Annotated in this window: 20 protein-coding genes; 16 read left to right on the top strand and 4 right to left on the bottom strand. The window is 53.3% G+C overall.

Going from position 1 to position 21,955, the window contains the following annotated elements; all coding sequences use genetic code 11:
- Positions 1 to 140 precede the first annotated feature (140 nt).
- Genes hyfA through focB form a run of 12 tightly spaced genes read left to right on the top strand, consistent with a single transcriptional unit; the run spans position 141 to position 13,770 of the window.
- A complete protein-coding gene (gene hyfA, locus ACJHXB_RS18185) occupies positions 141 to 758 on the top strand; it encodes a hydrogenase 4 subunit HyfA (RefSeq protein ID WP_001559575.1) in 618 nt (205 codons plus the stop codon).
- Positions 758 to 2,776 (top strand): hydrogenase 4 subunit B, encoded by a 2,019-nt coding sequence (gene hyfB, locus ACJHXB_RS18180; protein WP_097446943.1) that lies wholly within the window; start codon positions 758 to 760, stop codon positions 2,774 to 2,776. The genes hyfA and hyfB overlap by 1 nt, the downstream gene beginning before the upstream one ends.
- A 10-nt stretch (positions 2,777 to 2,786) precedes the next feature.
- Entirely contained in the window at positions 2,787 to 3,734 is a 948-nt protein-coding gene (gene hyfC / locus ACJHXB_RS18175; RefSeq protein ID WP_410233524.1) for a hydrogenase 4 subunit HyfC, read from the top strand.
- A gap of 16 nt (positions 3,735 to 3,750) precedes the next feature.
- Positions 3,751 to 5,190, top strand: a complete 1,440-nt coding sequence (hyfD, locus tag ACJHXB_RS18170) for a hydrogenase 4 subunit HyfD (RefSeq protein WP_000429104.1) — start codon at positions 3,751 to 3,753, stop codon at positions 5,188 to 5,190.
- A gap of 11 nt (positions 5,191 to 5,201) precedes the next feature.
- A complete protein-coding gene (gene hyfE, locus ACJHXB_RS18165; protein WP_087891232.1) occupies positions 5,202 to 5,852 on the top strand; it encodes a hydrogenase 4 membrane subunit in 651 nt (216 codons plus the stop codon).
- Positions 5,853 to 5,856: 4 nt separating this feature from the next.
- Positions 5,857 to 7,437: a hydrogenase 4 subunit F gene (gene hyfF, locus ACJHXB_RS18160; RefSeq protein ID WP_042002986.1), complete on the top strand. Its 1,581-nt coding sequence runs from the start codon at positions 5,857 to 5,859 to the stop codon at positions 7,435 to 7,437.
- Positions 7,427 to 9,142 (top strand): hydrogenase 4 catalytic subunit HyfG, encoded by a 1,716-nt coding sequence (hyfG, locus tag ACJHXB_RS18155; RefSeq protein ID WP_001102312.1) that lies wholly within the window; start codon positions 7,427 to 7,429, stop codon positions 9,140 to 9,142. Before hyfF ends, hyfG begins: the two co-directional genes overlap by 11 nt.
- Before the next feature lie 9 nt (positions 9,143 to 9,151).
- Positions 9,152 to 9,697, top strand: coding sequence for a hydrogenase 4 subunit H (gene hyfH, locus ACJHXB_RS18150; RefSeq protein WP_000916072.1), 546 nt, complete (start codon positions 9,152 to 9,154; stop codon positions 9,695 to 9,697).
- A complete protein-coding gene (gene hyfI, locus ACJHXB_RS18145; protein ID WP_000075547.1) occupies positions 9,694 to 10,452 on the top strand; it encodes a hydrogenase 4 catalytic subunit HyfI in 759 nt (252 codons plus the stop codon). The genes hyfH and hyfI overlap by 4 nt, the downstream gene beginning before the upstream one ends.
- Positions 10,445 to 10,858 (top strand): hydrogenase 4 assembly chaperone HyfJ, encoded by a 414-nt coding sequence (hyfJ, locus tag ACJHXB_RS18140; RefSeq protein WP_000796790.1) that lies wholly within the window; start codon positions 10,445 to 10,447, stop codon positions 10,856 to 10,858. Before hyfI ends, hyfJ begins: the two co-directional genes overlap by 8 nt.
- Before the next feature lie 29 nt (positions 10,859 to 10,887).
- Positions 10,888 to 12,900, top strand: coding sequence for a DNA-binding transcriptional regulator HyfR (gene hyfR, locus ACJHXB_RS18135; RefSeq protein ID WP_042028722.1), 2,013 nt, complete (start codon positions 10,888 to 10,890; stop codon positions 12,898 to 12,900).
- Between the two features lie 21 nt (positions 12,901 to 12,921).
- Complete coding sequence (focB, locus tag ACJHXB_RS18130) at positions 12,922 to 13,770, top strand: formate transporter FocB (RefSeq protein ID WP_097446942.1); 849 nt, start codon at positions 12,922 to 12,924, stop codon at positions 13,768 to 13,770.
- Between the two features lie 37 nt (positions 13,771 to 13,807).
- Here focB and ACJHXB_RS18125 read toward each other — a convergent pair whose 3' ends face one another.
- Positions 13,808 to 14,869, bottom strand: coding sequence for an AI-2E family transporter (locus ACJHXB_RS18125; RefSeq protein WP_000892044.1), 1,062 nt, complete (start codon positions 14,867 to 14,869; stop codon positions 13,808 to 13,810).
- Between the two features lie 212 nt (positions 14,870 to 15,081).
- On the opposite strand from ACJHXB_RS18125, the gene bepA reads away from it, so the two are divergent.
- Together bepA and arsC are read left to right on the top strand one after the other, a co-directional pair.
- Positions 15,082 to 16,545, top strand: a complete 1,464-nt coding sequence (gene bepA / locus ACJHXB_RS18120) for a beta-barrel assembly-enhancing protease (RefSeq protein ID WP_000489667.1) — start codon at positions 15,082 to 15,084, stop codon at positions 16,543 to 16,545.
- A gap of 20 nt (positions 16,546 to 16,565) precedes the next feature.
- A complete protein-coding gene (arsC, locus tag ACJHXB_RS18115) occupies positions 16,566 to 16,925 on the top strand; it encodes an arsenate reductase (glutaredoxin) (protein WP_000166449.1) in 360 nt (119 codons plus the stop codon).
- Between the two features lie 105 nt (positions 16,926 to 17,030).
- Here arsC and ACJHXB_RS18110 read toward each other — a convergent pair whose 3' ends face one another.
- The 3 genes from ACJHXB_RS18110 to upp form a co-directional block, all read right to left on the bottom strand.
- Entirely contained in the window at positions 17,031 to 17,732 is a 702-nt protein-coding gene (locus ACJHXB_RS18110) for a DnaA inactivator Hda (protein WP_001307333.1), read from the bottom strand.
- 94 nt (positions 17,733 to 17,826) lie between these two features.
- Entirely contained in the window at positions 17,827 to 19,116 is a 1,290-nt protein-coding gene (uraA, locus tag ACJHXB_RS18105) for a uracil permease (protein WP_000198328.1), read from the bottom strand.
- Between the two features lie 85 nt (positions 19,117 to 19,201).
- Positions 19,202 to 19,828, bottom strand: a complete 627-nt coding sequence (gene upp / locus ACJHXB_RS18100) for a uracil phosphoribosyltransferase (protein ID WP_001295473.1) — start codon at positions 19,826 to 19,828, stop codon at positions 19,202 to 19,204.
- 324 nt (positions 19,829 to 20,152) lie between these two features.
- Between upp and purM the strand changes: the two genes are divergently transcribed.
- Together purM and purN are read left to right on the top strand one after the other, a co-directional pair.
- The gene (gene purM / locus ACJHXB_RS18095) at positions 20,153 to 21,190 is read left to right on the top strand and encodes a phosphoribosylformylglycinamidine cyclo-ligase (RefSeq protein WP_001295474.1); all 1,038 of its coding nucleotides are present in this window, start codon (positions 20,153 to 20,155) and stop codon (positions 21,188 to 21,190) included.
- Positions 21,190 to 21,828 (top strand): phosphoribosylglycinamide formyltransferase, encoded by a 639-nt coding sequence (purN, locus tag ACJHXB_RS18090; RefSeq protein WP_001028621.1) that lies wholly within the window; start codon positions 21,190 to 21,192, stop codon positions 21,826 to 21,828. The genes purM and purN overlap by 1 nt, the downstream gene beginning before the upstream one ends.
- The last annotated feature ends 127 nt before the right edge of the window (positions 21,829 to 21,955 follow it).

The raw sequence follows: 21,955 nt of genomic DNA, 5'->3' as shown, positions 1-21,955 counted from the left end.
GCTGAACGTTAATGACCATCATTTTTGTACCGTTCAGAATACAGTTAATTCATAACTTATTGAATATATTAAATTAATAAGACTGGCATCCTTTATGCAATATGAAATGCAATGTTTCATATCATTTTCAAGGAGCCGACATGAACCGCTTTGTGGTGGCCGAACCACTGTGGTGTACAGGATGTAATACCTGTCTCGCTGCCTGTTCGGACGTGCATAAAACGCAAGGTTTACAGCAACACCCGCGCCTGGCCCTGGCGAAGACGTCAACACTCACTGCCCCTGTCGTGTGTCATCACTGTGAGGAAGCCCCTTGCCTGCAGGTCTGCCCGGTCAATGCCATCTCCCAGAGGGATGATGCGATCCAACTCAACGAAAGCCTCTGTATTGGCTGCAAGCTTTGTGCCGTGGTCTGCCCATTTGGCGCAATCAGCGCTTCAGGAAGCCGTCCGGTAAATGCCCCTGCGCAATATGTTTTTCAGGCTGAGGGCTCACTCAAAGACGGCGAAGTAAACGTGTCGACCCAACATGCTTTGCTGCGCTGGGAACCGGGTGTCCAGACCGTCGCGGTGAAATGCGACCTGTGTGATTTCTTGCCAGAAGGTCCGGCCTGCGTTCGCGCTTGCCCGAATCATGCGTTACGGCTGATCACCGACGATAGCCTGCAACGTCAGATGAAAGAAAAACAGCGCCTTGCCGCAAGCTGGTTTGCCAATGGCGGGGAGGATCCCCTTTCCCTCACTCAGGAGCAACGCTAATGGATGCCCTGCAATTATTAACCTGGTCGCTGATCCTCTATCTGTTTGCCAGTCTGGCTTCGCTGTTTTTACTCGGTCTGGACAGACTGGCTATTAAGCTTTCCGGCATCACATCGCTGGTGGGTGGCGTGATTGGCATCATCAGCGGAATTACGCAATTACATGCAGGCGTAACTTTAGTCGCCCGTTTTGCCACCCCTTTTGACTTTGCCGATTTAACCCTGCGAATGGATAGCCTCTCGGCATTTATGGTGCTGGTTATCTCCTTGCTGGTGGTGGTTTGTTCGCTCTATTCATTGACTTATATGCGCGAATACGAGGGCAAAGGCGCGGCGGCAATGGGCTTCTTTATGAATCTTTTCATCGCATCGATGGTTGCCCTGCTGGTGATGGACAACGCTTTTTGGTTCATCGTGCTGTTTGAAATGATGTCGCTGTCTTCCTGGTTTCTGGTCATTGCCAGGCAGGATAAAACGTCAATCAACGCTGGCATGCTCTACTTTTTTATCGCCCACGCCGGATCGGTGCTGATTATGATCGCCTTCTTGCTGATGTGGCGCGAAAGCGGCAGCCTCGATTTTGCCAGTTTCCGCACGCTTTCACTTTCTCCGGGGCTGGCGTCGGCGGTGTTCCTGCTGGCCTTCTTCGGTTTTGGCGCGAAAGCCGGGATGATGCCGTTGCACAGCTGGTTGCCACGCGCTCACCCTGCCGCACCATCGCACGCTTCGGCGTTGATGTCTGGCGTAATGGTCAAAATCGGTATTTTCGGCATCCTGAAAGTAGCGATGGACCTGCTGGCGCAAACGGGTTTGCCGCTGTGGTGGGGCATTCTGGTGATGGCGATCGGCGCAATCTCCGCGCTCCTGGGCGTGCTGTATGCGCTGGCGGAACAGGATATCAAACGGCTGCTGGCCTGGAGTACCGTCGAAAACGTCGGCATTATTTTGCTGGCGGTCGGTGTGGCGATGGTCGGTCTGTCACTGCACGACCCGCTGCTCACCGTTGTTGGACTGCTCGGCGCGCTGTTTCATCTGCTCAACCATGCGCTGTTCAAAGGGCTGCTGTTTCTCGGCGCGGGTGCGATTATTTCGCGTTTGCATACCCACGACATGGAAAAAATGGGGGCACTGGCGAAACGTATGCCGTGGACAGCCGCAGCATGCCTGATTGGTTGCCTCGCGATATCAGCCATTCCTCCGCTGAATGGTTTTATCAGCGAATGGTACACCTGGCAGTCGCTGTTCTCACTAAGTCGTGTGGAAGCCGTAGCGCTACAACTTGCGGGTCCTATTGCTATGGTGATGCTGGCAGTCACTGGTGGGCTGGCAGTAATGTGCTTCGTCAAAATGTACGGTATTACTTTTTGTGGAGCGCCGCGCAGTACACACGCTGAAGAGGCACAGGAAGTGCCAAATACGATGATCGTCGCCATGCTACTGCTCGCGGCACTCTGCGTATTCATTGCGCTTAGTGCCAGTTGGCTGGCACCGAAGATAATGCATATTGCCCATGCGTTTACCAATACCCCTCCCGTCACTGTCGCCAGCGGAATAGCACTTGTACCCGGCACGTTTCATACACGGGTCACTCCCTCATTACTGTTGCTGTTACTACTGGCGATGCCTTTGCTGCCTGGCCTTTACTGGCTGTGGTGTCGTTCGCGCCGCGCAGCGTTTCGTCGCACAGGAGATGCCTGGGCATGCGGCTACGGCTGGGAAAATGCGATGGCCCCGTCAGGCAATGGCGTGATGCAGCCGCTGCGTGTGGTCTTTTGTGCGCTATTTCGTCTACGACAACAGCTCGACCCTACGCTGAGGCTAAATAAAGGTCTTGCGCACGTCACCGCCAGGGCTCAGAGCACAGAATCCTTCTGGGATGAGCGGGTGATCCGCCCCATCGTGAGCGCCACCCAACGGCTGGCCAAAGAAATACAGCATCTGCAAAGCGGCGACTTTCGTCTCTATTGCCTGTATGTGGTTGCCGCACTGGTTGTGCTGCTAATCGCTATTGCCGTCTAAGGAAATCACCATGAGACAAACTCTTTGCGACGGATATCTGGTCATTTTTGCGTTAGCACAGGCCGTGATTCTGCTGATGCTAACCCCGCTTTTTACGGGTATTTCCCGGCAGATACGCGCGCGAATGCACTCCCGCCGCGGACCGGGGATCTGGCAGGATTATCGCGATATCCACAAACTGTTTAAACGCCAGGAAGTTGCGCCGACATCTTCAGGTCTGATGTTCCGCCTGATGCCGTGGGTATTAATCAGCAGCATGCTGGTGCTGGCGATGGCCCTACCACTATTTATTACTGTTTCCCCTTTTGCGGGCGGCGGCGATCTGATCACCCTTATCTATCTTCTTGCCCTGTTTCGTTTTTTCTTTGCTCTTTCAGGGCTGGATACCGGAAACCCGTTTGCGGGAGTCGGTGCCAGTCGCGAGTTGACGCTCGGCATTCTGGTCGAACCCATGCTCATTCTCTCACTGCTGGTATTGGCGCTGATAGCGGATTCCACGCATATCGAGATGATCAGCAATACGCTGGCGACGGGCTGGAACTCGCCGCTAACCACCGTACTGGCGTTACTGGCCTGTGGTTTTGCCTGCTTCATTGAGATGGGAAAAATTCCCTTTGATGTTGCTGAAGCAGAACAGGAATTACAAGAAGGCCCGCTGACCGAATATTCCGGTGCCGGGCTGGCGCTGGCGAAGTTGGGGCTGGGGCTGAAACAGGTCGTGATGGCATCACTGTTTGTGGCCCTGTTTCTGCCCTTTGGGCGCGCGCAAGAGCTTTCTCTCGCCTGCCTGCTGACTTCACTTGTCGTTACGCTGCTCAAGGTTTTGCTGATTTTTGTACTGGCCTCAATCGCAGAAAACACGCTGGCACGCGGGCGATTTTTACTCATTCACCATGTGACCTGGCTTGGCTTCAGCCTTGCTGCGCTTGCATGGGTCTTCTGGTTAACCGGTCTGTAAGGAGCACTGACGGAATATGGAAAATCTTGCTCTGACGACGTTATTGCTGCCTTTTATCGGCGCACTGGTCGTTTCGTTTTCGCCACAACGTCGGGCCGCCGAATGGGGGGTTTTGTTCGCCGCGCTGACCACGCTGTGCATGTTGTCACTGATCTCCGCGTTTTATCAGGCCGATAAAGTTGCCGTCACGTTGACGTTGGTCAACGTGGGGGATGTGGCGTTGTTTGGCCTGGTCATTGATCGCGTGAGTACGCTGATTCTGTTTGTGGTGGTGTTTCTCGGTTTGCTGGTCACGATCTACTCCACGGGTTATCTGACGGATAAAAATCGCGAACACCCGCATAACGGCACGAATCGTTATTACGCATTTTTGCTGGTGTTTATCGGCGCGATGGCGGGACTGGTACTCTCCTCGACGCTGCTCGGTCAGTTGTTGTTTTTTGAAATTACGGGCGGCTGCTCCTGGGCGTTGATCAGTTATTACCAGAGCGATAAAGCGCAGCGTTCAGCACTAAAAGCGTTACTTATCACTCATATCGGTTCGCTGGGGTTGTATCTTGCCGCCGCCACGCTGTTTTTGCAGACCGGAACGTTTGCGCTTAGCGCGATGAGCGAGTTACACGGCGACGCACGTTATCTGGTTTATGGCGGCATCCTGTTTGCCGCGTGGGGGAAATCGGCCCAGCTACCGATGCAAGCGTGGCTACCGGATGCAATGGAAGCGCCAACACCGATCAGCGCCTATCTCCACGCCGCATCGATGGTGAAAGTGGGCGTTTACATTTTTGCCCGGGCCATTATCGACGGCGGCAATATCCCGCATGTGATTGGCGGCGTTGGCATGGTTATGGCACTGGTCACCATTCTTTATGGCTTCCTGATGTATTTGCCACAGCAGGATATGAAGCGGTTGCTGGCCTGGTCGACCATCACTCAACTTGGCTGGATGTTTTTCGGCTTGTCGCTCTCCATCTTCGGTTCGCGGCTGGCGCTGGAGGGCAGCATCGCCTACATCGTCAACCACGCGTTCGCTAAAAGCCTGTTTTTCCTTGTAGCAGGTGCGCTGAGTTACAGCTGCGGCACGCGCTTGTTGCCGCGTCTGCGTGGCGTATTGCACACCCTGCCGTTGCCAGGCGTGGGTTTCTGCGTGGCAGCGCTGGCGATTACCGGCGTACCGCCGTTCAACGGCTTCTTCAGTAAATTCCCGCTGTTTGCCGCCGGTTTTGCGTTGTCAGTGGAGTACTGGATCCTGCTGCCCGCCATGATTCTGCTGATGATTGAATCGGTCGCCAGTTTCGCCTGGTTTATTCGCTGGTTTGGTCGCGTCGTGCCTGGCAAACCGAGCGAGGCCGTCGCCGATGCCGCACCGCTGCCAGGATCAATGCGCCTGGTGTTGATTGTACTGATTGTGATGTCGCTGATTTCCAGCGTAATCGCCGCGACCTGGTTGCAGTAAGGAGATGATGAATGACCGGTTCTACGATCGTAAATAATCTGGCGGGACTGATGATGCTGACATCGCTGTTTGTGATTAGCGTCAAAAGCTATCGCCTGTCATGCGGATTTTACGCCTGCCAGTCGCTGGTGCTGGTGTCTATTTTCGCCACTCTCTCGTGCCTGTTCGCCGCAGAGCAACTGCTGATCTGGTCCGCCAGCGCCTTTATCACCAAAGTGCTGCTGGTACCGTTAATCATGACTTACGCTGCACGAAATATTCCCCAGAACATCCCGGAAAAAGCGTTATTCGGTCCGGCAATGATGACACTGCTCGCGGCGTTAATTGTCCTGCTTTGCGCATTTGTCGTTCAGCCCGTGAAGCTACCGATGGCTACCGGGCTGAAACCGGCGCTGGCGGTGGCGTTAGGTCATTTTCTGCTTGGCCTGCTGTGCATTGTCAGCCAGCGCAATATCCTGCGGCAAATTTTTGGTTACTGCCTGATGGAAAACGGCTCCCATCTGGTGCTGGCGCTTCTTGCCTGGCGTGCACCGGAACTTGTGGAAATTGGTATCGCTACCGATGCCATCTTCGCCGTCATTGTAATGGTGTTACTGGCAAGAAAAATATGGCGTACCCACGGCACGCTGGACGTGAACAACTTGACCGCGCTGAAGGGATAATGAGATGAGTTATTCTGTGATGTTCGCTTTACTCCTGCTCACGCCGCTGCTTTTTTCGCTGCTCTGTTTTGCCTGCCGGAAACGGGGGCACTCTGCGACTTGCGCGGTGACAGTATTACATAGCTTAGGGATCACACTGCTGCTGATTCTGGCACTCTGGGTGGTCCAAACTGCCGCTGATGCGGGAGAAATATTCGCTGCGGGACTGTGGCTTCATATTGATGGTCTGGGCGGTTTGTTCCTCGCCATTCTTGGTGTGATTGGCTTTCTCACCGGTGTTTACTCGATTGGCTACATGCGTCATGAAGTGGAGCACGGCGAGCTTTCACCCGTTACGCTGTGCGATTACTACGGTTTCTTCCATCTGTTTTTGTTCACCATGCTGCTGGTTGTTACCAGCAATAACCTGATTGTGATGTGGGCGGCGATCGAAGCCACCACCTTAAGCTCGGCGTTTCTGGTAGGCATTTACGGTCAGCGTTCATCGCTGGAAGCTGCATGGAAGTACATCATTATTTGTACTGTTGGTGTCGCTTTTGGTCTGTTCGGTACCGTGCTGGTATACGCCAACGCCGCCAGCGTTATGCCGCAGGCAGAAATGGCGATATTCTGGAGCGAGGTTCTTAAGCAATCGTCCTTGCTTGATCCAACATTAATGCTGTTGGCCTTTGTGTTTGTGCTAATTGGCTTTGGTACCAAAACCGGGCTATTTCCCATGCACGCCTGGCTGCCGGATGCTCACAGTGAAGCGCCGAGTCCGGTCAGCGCCCTGCTCTCCGCCGTATTGCTGAACTGCGCGCTGTTGGTGCTGATTCGCTATTACATCATTATTTGCCAGGCCATCGGCAGCGATTTCCCCAACCGGTTGTTGCTCATCTTCGGCATGTTGTCGGTTGCCGTGGCGGCATTTTTCATTCTGGTACAGCGGGACATTAAGCGTCTGCTGGCGTACTCCAGCGTGGAGAACATGGGACTGGTCGCGGTGGCGCTAGGCATTGGCGGGCCGCTAGGAATTTTTGCTGCGCTGCTGCACACCTTAAACCACAGTCTGGCAAAAACGCTGCTGTTCTGCGGTTCCGGCAATGTACTGCTCAAGTACGGCACGCGCGATCTCAACGTCGTCTGCGGAATGCTCAAAATCATGCCATTTACCGCCGTGCTGTTTGGCGGCGGTGCGCTGGCGCTGGCCGGGATGCCGCCCTTCAACATTTTTCTTAGCGAATTTATGACCGTTACCGCCGGACTGGCTCGTAATCACCTGTTGATTATCGTCCTACTGTTATTGCTGTTAACGCTGGTGCTGGCGGGCCTGGTACGGATGGCTGCGCGGGTGTTAATGGCGAAACCGCCGCAGGCCGTTAACCGGGGTGAACTTGGCTGGTTGACCACCTCGCCAATGGTGATTCTGCTGGTCATGATGCTGGCGATGGGAACGCATATTCCACAACCTGTCATCAGGATCCTGGCGGGCGCTTCCACTATAGTCCTCTCAGGGACGCACGACCTGCCTGCACAACGTAGCACCTGGCATGATTTTTTGCCTTCAGGCACCGCATCTGTTTCGGAGAAACACAGTGAACGTTAATTCATCGTCAAATCGTGGCGAAGCGATTCTCGCCGCCCTGAAAACGCAGTTCCCCGGCGCGGTGCTGGATGAAGAGCGACAAACGCCTGAACAGGTCACCATTACGGTGAAAATCAATCTGCTGCCTGACGTTGTGCATTATCTTTATTATCAACATGATGGCTGGCTTCCAGTCCTGTTTGGCAACGACGAGCGGACACTTAACGGTCATTACGCGGTTTATTATGCCCTTTCTATGGAAGGGGCCGAAAAATGCTGGATCGTGGTGAAGGCACTGGTCGATGCCGACAGTCGGGAGTTTCCGTCAGTCACACCGCGCGTCCCTGCCGCGGTCTGGGGCGAGCGAGAAATTCGCGATATGTACGGGCTGATTCCGGTTGGCCTGCCGGATCAGCGTCGCCTGGTGTTGCCCGATGACTGGCCGGAAGATATGCATCCGCTGCGCAAAGACGCGATGGATTATCGACTGCGCCCTGAACCGACGACTGATACCGAAACGTATCCGTTTATCAACGAGGGCAACAGCGATGCGCGGGTGATCCCTGTCGGTCCGCTGCATATCACCTCCGATGAACCAGGTCACTTCCGCTTGTTTGTGGATGGCGAGCAAATTGTCGATGCTGATTACCGCCTGTTTTATGTCCATCGCGGCATGGAGAAACTGGCAGAAACGCGGATGGGCTACAACGAAGTGACCTTCTTATCCGACCGCGTGTGTGGGATTTGCGGTTTTGCCCACAGTGTGGCCTATACCAACTCGGTTGAAAATGCACTGGGGATTGAGGTGCCGCAACGAGCGCATACTATTCGCTCGATTCTGCTGGAAGTCGAACGTCTGCACAGTCATTTGCTCAACCTTGGCCTCTCCTGCCATTTTGTTGGATTTGATACCGGCTTTATGCAATTTTTCCGCGTGCGGGAAAAGTCGATGACGATGGCGGAATTGCTGACCGGGTCGCGTAAAACCTACGGTCTGAATCTGATTGGTGGTGTTCGCCGCGATATTCTCAAAGAGCAACGTCTGCAAACGCTGAAACTGGTGCGCGAGATGCGCGCCGACGTGTCGGAGCTGGTAGAGATGCTGCTTGCCACGCCGAATATGGAACAACGCACTCAGGGCATTGGCATTCTCGACCGACAAATCGCCCGTGATTATAGCCCTGTCGGGCCGCTGATCCGCGGCAGTGGTTTTGCCCGTGATTTGCGCTTTGATCACCCCTACGCCGACTACGGCAATATTCCCAAAACGCTGTTTACCTTTACCGGCGGCGATGTCTTCTCCCGCGTGATGGTCCGTGTCAAAGAGACGTTTGATTCGCTGGCAATGCTGGAATTTGCCCTCGACAACATGCCGGATACCCCACTGCTGACCGAAGGCTTTAGCTATAAACCTCACGCATTCGCGCTGGGCTTTGTTGAAGCGCCACGTGGTGAAGACGTGCACTGGAGCATGCTCGGTGATAACCAAAAATTGTTCCGCTGGCGCTGTCGTGCCGCCACCTACGCCAACTGGCCAGTGCTGCGTTACATGCTGCGCGGCAATACCGTTTCTGACGCACCGCTGATTATCGGTAGCCTTGATCCCTGCTACTCCTGTACCGACCGTGTGACGCTGGTTGATGTGCGCAAGCGCCAGTCAAAAACCGTGCCGTATAAAGAGATCGAACGCTACGGCATTGATCGTAACCGTTCGCCGCTGAAGTAAGGACAGAAGATGCTGAAGTTACTGAAAACTATTATGCGCGCCGGAACCGCGACGGTGAAATATCCCTTCGCGCCACTGGAGGTCAGCCCAGGCTTTCGCGGGAAACCGGACCTGATGCCCAGCCAATGTATTGCCTGCGGTGCCTGCGCTTGTGCTTGTCCGGCAAATGCGCTGACTATCCAGACCGACGACCAGCAAAATACGCGCACCTGGCAGCTCTATCTGGGGCGTTGTATTTACTGCGGACGTTGTGAAGAAGTGTGCCCGACCAGAGCCATTCAGCTTACCAATAACTTTGAACTGACCGTCACCAATAAAGCCGATCTCTATACCCGCGCGACGTTCCATCTACAACGTTGCAGCCGTTGCGAACGCCCGTTTGCCCCGCAAAAAACCGTCGCACTGGCTGCAGAACTGTTGGCACAGCAACAAAATGCACCACAAAACCGCGAAATGTTACGGGCGCAAGCGAGCGTCTGCCCGGAATGCAAACAGCGCGCGACGCTGATCAACGACGACACAGATGAACCGCTGGTGGCTAAGGAGCAGCTATGAGTCCAGTGCTTACGCAACATGTCAGCCAGCCCATCACGCTGGACGAGCAAACGCAAAAGATGAAGCAGCATTTGCTACAGGATATCCGTCGCTCGGCTTACGTTTATCGCGTCGATTGCGGCGGCTGTAACGCCTGCGAAATCGAAATTTTTGCCGCCATCACACCCGTATTCGACGCAGAACGTTTTGGCATTAAGGTTGTTTCATCACCGCGTCACGCCGATATTTTGTTATTTACTGGCGCAGTCACCCGGGCGATGCGTATGCCTGCACTTCGGGCATATGAGTCTGCCCCCGATCATAAAATCTGTGTTTCCTACGGCGCGTGTGGTGTCGGCGGCGGTATTTTCCACGATCTCTACAGCGTCTGGGGCGGCAGCGACACCATTGTCCCCATTGATGTTTGGATCCCCGGCTGCCCGCCAACACCGGCCGCCACCATTCACGGTTTCGCCGTGGCGCTCGGTTTGCTGCAACAGAAGATTCACGCTGTGGATTATCGCGATCCCACCGGGGTGACCATGCAACCGCTATGGCCGCAGATCCCGCCATCACAGCGTATCGCCATTGAGCGAGAAGCGAGGCGGCTGGCGGGCTATCGTCAGGGGCGAGAAATTTGCGATCGGCTCCTGCGCCATTTAAGCGACGATCCTACAGGAAATCGAGTTAACACCTGGTTGCGCGAAGCCGACGATCCGCGTCTCAATAGTATCGTTCAGCAACTCTTTCGCGTTCTCCGGGGGTTACATGGCTGAGGAGTGCGGGGAAATTGTTTTCTGGACGCTGCGAAAAAAATTTGTCGCCAGTAGCGACGAGATGCCGGAACACAGCTCCCAGGTAATGTATTACTCGTTGGCTATCGGTCATCACGTTGGCGTGATTGATTGTCTGAATGTCGCCTTCCGCTGCCCACAGACGGAATACGAAGATTGGCTTGCACAGGTCGAAGAGGAGCAAGCCCGACGTAAGATGCTGGGGGTGATGACCTTTGGTGAGATTGTTATTGACGCCAGCCACACCGCCCTGTTGACCCGGGCATTCGCGCCACTGGCAGATGACGCGACGTCGGCGTGGCAGGCGCGTAGCATTCAATTCATTCATCTGTTGGATGAAATTGTGCAGGAACCGGCCATCTATCTGATGGCCAGAAAAATTGCGTGAGAAGGATTTCTCATTAATAAGGACTGTTGATGGCTATGTCAGACGAGGCGATGTTTGCCCCGCCACAAGGAATAACAATTGAAGCGGTAAACGGAATGCTCGCGGAGCGGTTAGCACAGAAACACGGCAAGGCGTCTTTATTACGCGCCTTCATCCCGCTGCCGCCGCCGTTCAGCCCGGTACAACTTATTGAACTGCATGTTCTCAAAAGCAACTTCTATTACCGCTACCATGATGATGGCAGCGATGTGACGGCAACAACAGAGTATCAGGGCGAGATGGTCGATTATTCGCGTCACGCCGTCCTTCTCGGCAGTAGTGGAATGGCGGAGCTACGCTTTATTCGTACCCACGGCAGGCGTTTTACTCCCCAGGATTGCACACTGTTTAACTGGCTGGCACGCATTATCACCCCGGTTCTGCAATCATGGCTCAATGATGAAGAACAACAGGTGGCGCTGCGTTTGCTGGAGAAAGATCGCGATCATCATCGGGTACTGGTGGATATCACTAATGCAGTGCTGTCACATCTTGATCTCGACGATCTGATCGCTGACGTCGCTCGTGAGATCCATCATTTTTTCGGTCTGGCTTCAGTCAGTATGGTACTGGGCGATCATCGAAAGAACGAGAAGTTCAGCCTGTGGTGCAGCGATCTTTCTGCCTCACATTGTGCGTGTCTGCCACGCTGTATGCCTGGCGAAAGTGTATTGCTGACACAAACGCTACAAACCCGACAACCGACCTTGACGCACCGTGCAGACGATCTGTTTCTCTGGCAACGCGACCCGTTATTACACTTACTTGCATCTAACGGCTGCGAATCTGCGCTCCTTATACCGCTCACCTTTGGCAACCATACACCGGGCGCATTGTTGCTGGCGCATACCTCTTCCACTCTCTTTAGTGAGGAAAACTGCCAGCTACTACAACATATTGCCGATCGCATCGCTATTGCCGTTGGCAATGCCGATGCCTGGCGCAGCATGACCGATTTGCAGGAAAGCTTGCAGCAAGAAAACCACCAGCTTAGCGAGCAGCTCCTTTCGAATCTGGGCGTCGGTGACATTATCTATCAAAGCCAGGCAATGGAAGATTTGCTCCAGCAGGTAGATATTGTGGCGAAGAGCGACAGTACGGTGTTGATTTGTGGTGAAACCGGAACCGGCAAAGAGGTGATCGCCAGAGCGATCCATCAACTTAGCCCACGACGCGACAAGCCACTGGTCAAAATCAACTGCGCTGCCATCCCCGCCAGTCTTCTGGAAAGTGAGTTATTCGGTCATGACAAAGGGGCATTTACTGGTGCGATTAATACCCATCGTGGTCGTTTTGAAATTGCCGATGGCGGCACGTTGTTTCTCGATGAAATTGGCGATCTGCCGTTAGAACTTCAGCCTAAACTGCTGCGCGTATTGCAGGAACGGGAGATTGAGCGTCTCGGCGGGAGTAGAACGATCCCGGTAAATGTCAGAGTCATTGCCGCCACCAACCGTGATTTGTGGCAAATGGTTGAAGATCGCCAGTTTCGCAGCGATCTCTTTTATCGCCTGAATGTCTTCCCACTGGAACTGCCGCCACTGCGCGACCGTCCGGAAGATATCCCTCTTTTAGCAAAGCATTTCACGCAAAAAATGGCGCGCCATATGAATCGCGCAATTGACGCCATCCCGACCGAGGCGCTACGCCAGTTGATGTCGTGGGACTGGCCGGGCAACGTGCGCGAGCTGGAAAACGTGATTGAGCGAGCGGTACTACTGACTCGCGGTAACAGTCTGAATTTACATCTTAATGTCCGACAAAGCCGTTTACTGCCGACGCTAAATGAAGATTCAGCGCTTCGCAGTTCAATGGCGCAGTTGCTGCACCCGACGACGCCAGAGAATGACGAAGAAGAACGTCAGCGCATTGTTCAGGTATTGCGAGAAACCAATGGCATTGTTGCCGGGCCCCGTGGCGCGGCGACGCGATTAGGGATGAAGCGCACCACGCTGCTGTCACGAATGCAGCGGCTGGGGATCTCGGTTCGCGAGGTGTTGTAATCTGTTTTTGCAGGAGTATGCATGAGAAACAAACTCTCTTTCGACTTGCAGTTGAGCGCCAGAAAAGCGGCAATCGCTGAACGGATTGCCGCCCATAAAATTACCCGCAGCAAAGTGTCGGTCTTTTTAATGGCGATGTCCGCAGGCGTGTTTATGGCGATCGGATTTACTTTTTACCTTTCCGTTATCGCCGATGCCCCGTCTTCACAGGCATTAACCCATCTGGTGGGTGGCCTTTGCTTTACACTCGGCTTTATTTTGCTGGCGGTTTGCGGCACCAGCCTGTTCACCTCGTCGGTAATGACGGTGATGGCAAAAAGTCGGGGCGTTATTAGTTGGCGAACTTGGCTGATTAACGCACTTCTGGTGGCCTGCGGTAATCTGGCAGGTATTGCCTGTTTCAGTTTGTTAATCTGGTTTTCCGGGCTGGTGATGAGTGAAAACGCGATGTGGGGAGTCGCGGTTTTACACTGCGCCGAGGGCAAAATGCATCATACATTTACTGAATCAGTCAGCCTCGGCATTATGTGCAATCTGATGGTTTGTCTGGCGCTGTGGATGAGTTATTGCGGACGTTCGTTATGCGACAAAATCGTCGCCATGATTTTGCCCATCATCCTGTTTGTCGCCAGTGGTTTTGAGCACTGTATCGCCAATTTGTTTGTGATTCCGTTCGCCATTGCCATTCGCCATTTCGCCCCTACCTCCTTCTGGCAACTGGCGCACAGTAGCGCAGACCATTTTCCGGCACTGACGGTCAGCCATTTTATTACCGCCAATCTGCTCCCGGTGATGCTGGGTAATATTATCGGCGGTGCAGTGCTGGTGAGTATTTGTTATCGGGCTATTTATTTACGTCAGGAATCCTGAAAAATCAGCCCGGCGAAACAGTTCGTCGGGCTGAAGATTATTCTTGCGCTATTTGCCCATCGGGCCAGGCATGAATCACGGCTTTGATCAGCGTCGCCAACGGAATGGCGAAGAATACGCCCCAGAATCCCCACAAACCACCGAAGATCACCACCGATAAAATAATCACCAACGGATGCAGGTTAACCGCTTCGGAGAACAACACAGGTACTAACAGGTTGCCGTCCAGCGCCTGAATGATCAGATACACCGCGAAGCAGCTCCAGAATTCCGTGCCAGCACCAAACTGGAATAGCGCCACGCCAACCACCGGAATGGTCACCACAAATGCGCCAATGTACGGAATAAGTACCGAGAAGCCGACCAGCACAGCCAGCAGCAGCGAATAGTTCAGCCCGAAGAGTAAGAATCCCAGCCAGGTGGCGATCCCCACCACGATCATCTCCAGCACTTTGCCGCGGATATAGTTGGTGATTTGTTGATTCATCTCCTTCCACACCTGTCCTGCCAGTCCGCGGTTACGCGGTAGCACCCGACGAACGGCGTTCAGCATCTGCTCTTTGTCTTTCAGCAGGAAGAAGACCATCAATGGCACCAGCACCAGATAGACGGCTATGGTCAGCAAACCGACCAGCGAGGCGAGGGAAATTTTCACCACCGAATCGCCCATGGTCAGCATCCGACTGCGCATATTTTCGGCCATTGCATCAATAATGCCCGCATCCATCAACGCCGGATAGCGGCGCGGCAACGTGGCGGCAAAGTCAGAAAGCTTATTGAGCATCCCCGGCATATCGCGAATTAAGTAGATGCCCTGCTGCCAGGCGATAGGCAATACCACGAACGCCATCAGTAGCAATATCCCGACGAAAACCACCAATACAATCGACGTCGCCCAGCGGCGGGAGCAGCCAATAGATTGCAGGCGCACGGTTGGCCATTCCAGCAAATAGGCCAGCACAATAGCCACCAGCAACGGAGCAAGCAGGCCACTAAAGAAAAAGATAATGCCAAATCCGGCAACTAAAATAACCAGCAAGGCAATCGCTTCCGGGTCGCTAAAACGGCGGCGATACCATTGCATCAACATTTCGAGCATAAAGACCTTCCCTGAACCTCAAGAGCGGGATTGCGATCCGCAATTGTATCGAAATGTCACAAAAAAGACTTCGCTTTTTATGACGGATTCAGGAAACTGAAAAGTCATTTGAGTGGGCTAATCTTCGCCGTTACACTCAAAGGCGGCGCGGTGGGAACGATATTTCACAGTATCGGTCAAATGACTATCTTCAGAAATACAGGATAGAGGTTATGTTCAGGCAGTTGAAAAAAAACCTGGTTGCAACCCTCATTGCTGCTATGACCATTGGTCAGGTAGCCCCGGCGTTTGCCGACAGCGCAGACACCTTGCCGGATATGGGAACCTCCGCAGGAAGCACGCTTTCCATTGGCCAGGAAATGCAGATGGGCGACTATTATGTCCGCCAGCTACGCGGCAGCGCGCCGTTAATTAATGACCCGCTGTTAACGCAATATATTAATTCGCTGGGTATGCGTCTGGTTTCGCATGCCAATTCGGTTAAGACACCGTTTCATTTCTTTCTGATCAACAACGACGAAATTAACGCCTTTGCTTTCTTTGGCGGCAACGTGGTGCTGCACTCTGCCCTGTTCCGTTATTCCGATAACGAAAGCCAACTGGCTTCAGTTATGGCGCACGAAATCTCCCACGTCACCCAACGTCACCTGGCGCGAGCGATGGAAGATCAACAGCGCAGCGCGCCGCTGACCTGGGTCGGCGCGTTAGGTTCTATTTTACTGGCGATGGCCAGTCCGCAGGCGGGGATGGCGGCGCTGACCGGTACACTGGCGGGAACGCGCCAGGGGATGATCAGTTTCACCCAGCAAAATGAACAGGAAGCGGATCGCATTGGTATTCAGGTGCTGCAACGCTCAGGATTCGATCCGCAGGCGATGCCGACCTTCCTCGAAAAATTGCTCGATCAGGCGCGTTACTCCTCGCGTCCGCCGGAAATTTTATTGACTCACCCATTGCCGGAAAGTCGTCTGGCAGATGCCCGCAACCGTGCTAATCAGATGCGCCCGATGGTGGTGCAGTCGTCGGAAGATTTCTATCTGGCGAAAGCGCGCACACTGGGGATGTATAATTCCGGACGTAACCAGCTCACCAGTGATTTGCTGGATGAATGGGCGAAAGGAAACGTTCGTCAGCAACGAGCGGCGCAATATGGTCGTGCTTTACAGGCGATGGAAGCCAATAAATACGACGAGGCGCGTAAAACGCTGCAACCGTTACTGGCGGCAGAACCTGGCAACGCATGGTATCTCGATCTGGCTACCGATATCGACCTTGGGCAAAACAAAGCCAATGAAGCGATCAATCGCCTGAAAAATGCCCGTGATTTGCGCACCAATCCAGTGTTGCAGCTCAACCTGGCGAACGCTTATCTGCAAGGCGGTCAACCACAAGAAGCGGCCAATATTCTGAATCGCTACACCTTTAATAATAAAGATGACAGCAACGGCTGGGATTTACTGGCACAGGCGGAAGCCGCGCTAAATAACCGCGATCAGGAACTGGCTGCGCGAGCAGAAGGTTATGCGCTCGCCGGGCGACTCGATCAGGCTATTTCCTTGTTGAGTAGCGCCAGTTCGCAGGTGAAATTAGGCAGCCTGCAACAAGCACGTTACGATGCGCGCATCGACCAGTTGCGCCAGCTGCAGGAACGCTTTAAGCCTTATACCAAGATGTAATTCGCATTAAAGGAAGAACAATGACCAAACAGGTAAAAATCTACCATAACCCACGCTGTTCAAAGAGCCGGGAAACGCTAAACCTGCTGAAAGAAAACGGCGTGGAGCCAGAAGTGGTGCTCTACCTTGAGACACCCGCCGATGCGGCAACGCTGCGTGATTTGCTGAAAATGCTGGGGATGAATAGCGCTCGTGAATTGATGCGCCAGAAAGAGGATCTTTATAAAGAACTGAACCTGGCTGACAGTTCGCTTAGCGAAGAGGCGCTGATTCAGGCAATGGTGGATAATCCGAAGCTAATGGAGCGCCCGATTGTGGTCGCGAATGGCAAAGCGCGAATTGGTCGTCCACCGGAGCAGGTGCTGGAAATCGTGGGTTAAGAAGTGCTCCATCGCTAGTTGAAGCACATTGCCGGATGCGACGCTTGCCGCGTCTTATCCGGCCGACGAATACTATGGGTGCGCATCCGACAATAAACGTCTTGTCTACAGTTTCAGAATCTCTTTCACAAACGGAATGGTCAGCTTACGTTGCGCGGTAATCGACGCACGATCCAACTGATCCAGCGTCATAAATAACGTGCGCATTTCTCTGTCGAGCCGCTTCAGCAAGAAACGCCCCACATCTTCCGGCAGTTCAAAACCACGCAAACGCGCGCGTAACTGTAGCGCCTGCAACTTATCTTCATCAGAAAGTGGCTGCAATTTGTAGATCTGCCCCCAGTCGAGACGCGACGCGAGATCCGGTAATCCAAGATTCAACTGCCGCGGTGGACGATCGCCGGTGATTAACAACCGTGTTTTGCCCGATTCCAGAATTCGATTGTAGAGATCGAAAATCGCCATCTCCCACAACTCATCGCCTGCAATACACTCAATATTGTCGATACAGACCAGCGACAAATGCTCCATACCGTCGAGCACTTCCGGAACAAACCAGGTGCGTTTATCCAGCGGGACATAGCCCACCGCATCGCCACGCTGCGACAATTCCGCGCAAGCCGCGTGCAGCAGATGGCTGCGCCCCGCGCCTTCGCGTGCCCAGAGATAGATGTAACCGCTATGTTCCTGACGCAGCACGTTTTGCAGCGCGGCCAGTAAAGAGGAGTTATCCCCCGGCCAGAAACTTGCAAAGGTTTCGTCGTCAGGAAGATAAAGTGGCAAAGAGAGCTGTGCCGGTGTGTTCAGAGATACCTCAACCAGGATTTCACAAAATCGCGAGAAGTTTACCACAGAATCCCATGATGTTTGAACCGGGCAGCAACACTGCCCGGTCGGTACATTATTTGTCTGTTATATCCGCGTCTTCTGCGTCCAGCACCACTTCTTCAGGGCGCAGCACACTAATCAGTTTGAAGATCAAACTTAAGCCGATACCGACGATGGTCGCCAGCGCCATACCTTTCAGCTCCGCCGCGCCGATGTTTACCTTCGCGCCACTGACACCGATGATCAAAATCACGGAAGTCAGGATCAGGTTCTGTGCTTTGTTGTAATCCACTTTCGATTCGATCAAAACACGAATACCGGAAGCCCCGATGACACCATAAAGCAGCAGCGAAACGCCGCCCATCACCGGCAATGGGATCATCTGGATAGCAGCAGCCAGTTTACCGACGCAGGAAAGCAGGATAGCGAAAATCGCTGCCCCGCCGATAACCCAGGTACTGTAAACACGGGTGATCGCCATCACGCCAATGTTTTCCCCGTAGGTGGTATTTGGCGTGGAACCAAAGAAGCCGGAGATCACGGTCGACAAGCCGTTAGCAAACATCGAACGGTGCAGACCTGGATCGCGCAGCAGATCTTTTTTGACGATATTAGCCGTTACCACCAGGTGCCCTACGTGTTCGGCAATAACCACTAACGCCGCTGGCAGAATAGTCAGAATGGCAAACCACTCGAAGCGCGGCGTATAGAGAGTTGGCAGCGCAAACCAGTGAGCATTAATAATCGGCGTGGTATCGACAATTCCCATTGCGAAAGAGAGCGCGTAGCCCACCAGCACGCCAATTAAAATCGGGATAATTGCCAGGAAACCACGAAACAGCACGGAACCTAAAACCGTAACCGCCAGCGTGGTAATGGAGATGATGATGGTTTTGGAGTCTGGAGTTTGCCCTTCAGCCGGGAGTAAACCTGCCATACCGGCAGCTACGCCCGCCAGCTCCAGACCGATGACGGCAACGATTGCGCCCATTGCCGCAGGTGGAAACAGCACGTCCAGCCAGCCGGTCCCCGCTTTCTTCACGATAAAAGAAACCAGGCAGAACAGCACGCCGCACATAATAAAGCCGCCCAGCGCGACTTCATACCCCAACGGCAACAGTAACAATACCGGTGAAATAAAGGCAAAGCTGGAACCAAGATAAGCCGGAATTTTCCCTTTACAGATGAAGAGATACAGCAGTGTTCCTATACCGTTAAATAACAGTACAGTCGCCGGGTTAATATGAAATAAGACGGGCACCAGGACGGTTGCACCAAACATGGCGAACAAATGTTGCAAACTAAGCGGGATTGTCTGTAAAAGTGGCGGTCTTTCACTCACCCCGATAGCACGGCGCGTCATAGTATTATCCTCTGTATTATGTGTTATAGGCGCTTTACTCAAAAAAAAGCCGACTCTTAAAGTCGGCTTTAATTATTTTTATTCTTTATTTCGTACCAAAGATTTTGTCACCGGCATCGCCGAGGCCCGGAATAATGTATCCGTGCTCGTTCAGTCCCTGGTCAATCGATGCAGTATACAGTTCGACGTCCGGGTGCGCTTTTTCCAGCGCTGCGATACCTTCTGGCGCAGCTACCAGCACCAGAACTTTGATGCTGCTGCAGCCCGCTTTTTTCAGCAGGTCGATGGTCGCGATAACGGAACCACCGGTTGCCAGCATTGGGTCAACGATCAGCGCCATACGCTCATCGATGTTAGAAACCAGTTTCTGGAAGTACGGTACCGGCTCCAGCGTTTCTTCATTACGGTACATACCGACGACGCTGATGCGCGCGCTCGGAACGTTTTCCAGCACACCGTCCATCATCCCCAGACCCGCACGCAGAATTGGCACAACGGTAATTTTCTTACCTTTGATCTGGTCGATTTCTACCGGGCCGTTCCAGCCTTCGATAGTTACTTTTTCCGTTTCTAGGTCGGCGGTCGCTTCGTAAGTCAGCAGGCTACCCACTTCGGAAGCGAGTTCGCGAAAGCGCTTGGTGCTGATATCTTGCTCACGCATCAGTCCCAGCTTGTGTTTGACGAGTGGGTGTTTGACTTCCACGATCTTCATACTCTTTCTCCTTTGAGGGGCAGCCACAAAAAAAATCGACGGATTATACCTCCTTTCTTCAAGGCGGCAATATTATTTTCGTTGACTTTAGTCAAAATGATAACGGTTTGAGATAAAGTTATTTTATATTCAAATGGTTATGAAAGAAGATTATTCCATACGAAAACGATCCTTTGCCCTGGTACAAGTATTCTTTTGCCGCGCGCCTGGGGAAAAGACGTACAAAAAGGTTGTGTAAAGCAGTCTCGCAAACGTTTGCTTTCCCTGTTAGAATTGCGCCGAATTTTATTTTTCTACCGCAAGTAACGCGTGGGGACCCAAGCAGTGACCGATAAAACCTCTCTTAGCTACAAAGATGCCGGTGTTGATATTGACGCGGGTAATGCTCTGGTTGGAAGAATCAAAGGCGTAGTGAAGAAAACGCGTCGTCCGGAAGTGATGGGCGGTCTGGGCGGCTTCGGTGCGCTGTGTGCATTGCCGCAAAAATATCGTGAACCCGTGCTGGTTTCCGGCACTGACGGCGTAGGTACCAAGCTGCGTCTGGCAATGGACTTAAAACGTCACGACACCATTGGTATTGATCTGGTCGCCATGTGCGTTAATGACCTGGTGGTGCAAGGTGCGGAACCGCTGTTTTTCCTCGACTATTACGCAACCGGAAAACTGGATGTTGATACCGCTTCAGCGGTGATCAGCGGCATTGCGGAAGGTTGTCTGCAATCGGGCTGTTCACTGGTGGGTGGCGAAACGGCAGAAATGCCGGGGATGTATCACGGTGAAGATTACGATGTCGCTGGTTTCTGCGTTGGCGTGGTAGAAAAATCAGAAATCATCGACGGCTCTAAAGTCAGCGATGGCGATGTGCTGATTGCACTCGGCTCCAGCGGTCCGCACTCGAACGGCTATTCGCTGGTGCGCAAAATTCTTGAAGTCAGCGGTTGTGATCCGCAAACCACCGAACTTGATGGTAAGCCATTAGCCGATCATCTGCTGGCACCGACCCGCATTTACGTGAAGTCCGTGCTGGAGTTGATTGAAAAGGTCGATGTGCATGCTATTGCGCACCTGACCGGCGGCGGCTTCTGGGAAAACATTCCGCGCGTATTGCCAGATAATACCCAGGCAGTGATTGATGAATCATCCTGGCAGTGGCCGGAAGTGTTCAACTGGCTGCAAACGGCAGGTAACGTTGAGCGCCATGAAATGTATCGCACCTTCAACTGCGGCGTCGGGATGATTATTGCCCTGCCTGCTCCGGAAGTGGACAAAGCCCTCGCCCTGCTCAATGCCAACGGTGAAAACGCGTGGAAAATCGGTATCATCAAAGCCTCTGATTCCGAACAACGCGTGGTTATCGAATAATGAATATTGTGGTGCTTATTTCCGGCAACGGAAGTAATTTGCAGGCAATTATTGACGCCTGCAAAACCAATAAAATTAAAGGCACCGTACGGGCAGTTTTCAGCAATAAGGCCGACGCGTTCGGCCTTGAACGCGCCCGCCAGGCGGGTATTGCAACGCATACGCTCATCGCCAGCGCGTTTGACAGTCGTGAAGCCTATGACCGGGAGTTGATTCATGAAATCGACATGTACGCACCCGATGTGGTCGTGCTGGCTGGTTTTATGCGCATTCTCAGCCCGGCGATTGTCTCCCACTATGCCGGGCGTTTGCTGAACATTCACCCTTCTCTGCTGCCGAAATATCCCGGATTACACACCCATCGTCAGGCGCTGGAAAATGGCGATGAAGAGCACGGTACATCGGTGCATTTCGTCACCGATGAACTGGACGGTGGCCCGGTTATTTTACAGGCGAAAGTCCCGGTATTTGCTGGTGATACGGAAGATGACATCACCGCCCGCGTGCAAACCCAGGAACACGCTATTTATCCACTGGTGATTAGCTGGTTTGCCGATGGTCGTCTGAAAATGCACGAAAACGCCGCGTGGCTGGATGGTCAACGTCTGCCGCCGCAGGGCTACGCTGCCGACGAGTAATGCCCCCGTAGTTAAAGCGCCAGCTCTGCCGCTGGCGTTTTTCAATTCACCTGTAAATCGCAAGCTCCAGCAGTTTTTTTCCCCCTTTTCTGGCATAGTTGGACATCTGCCAATATTGCTCGCCATA

It is taken from the genome of Escherichia sp. WS3227_2 (assembly GCF_046486495.1).
Lineage (GTDB): Bacteria > Pseudomonadota > Gammaproteobacteria > Enterobacterales > Enterobacteriaceae > Escherichia > Escherichia coli.
This window is presented reverse-complemented; position numbering and strand designations above follow the sequence as displayed.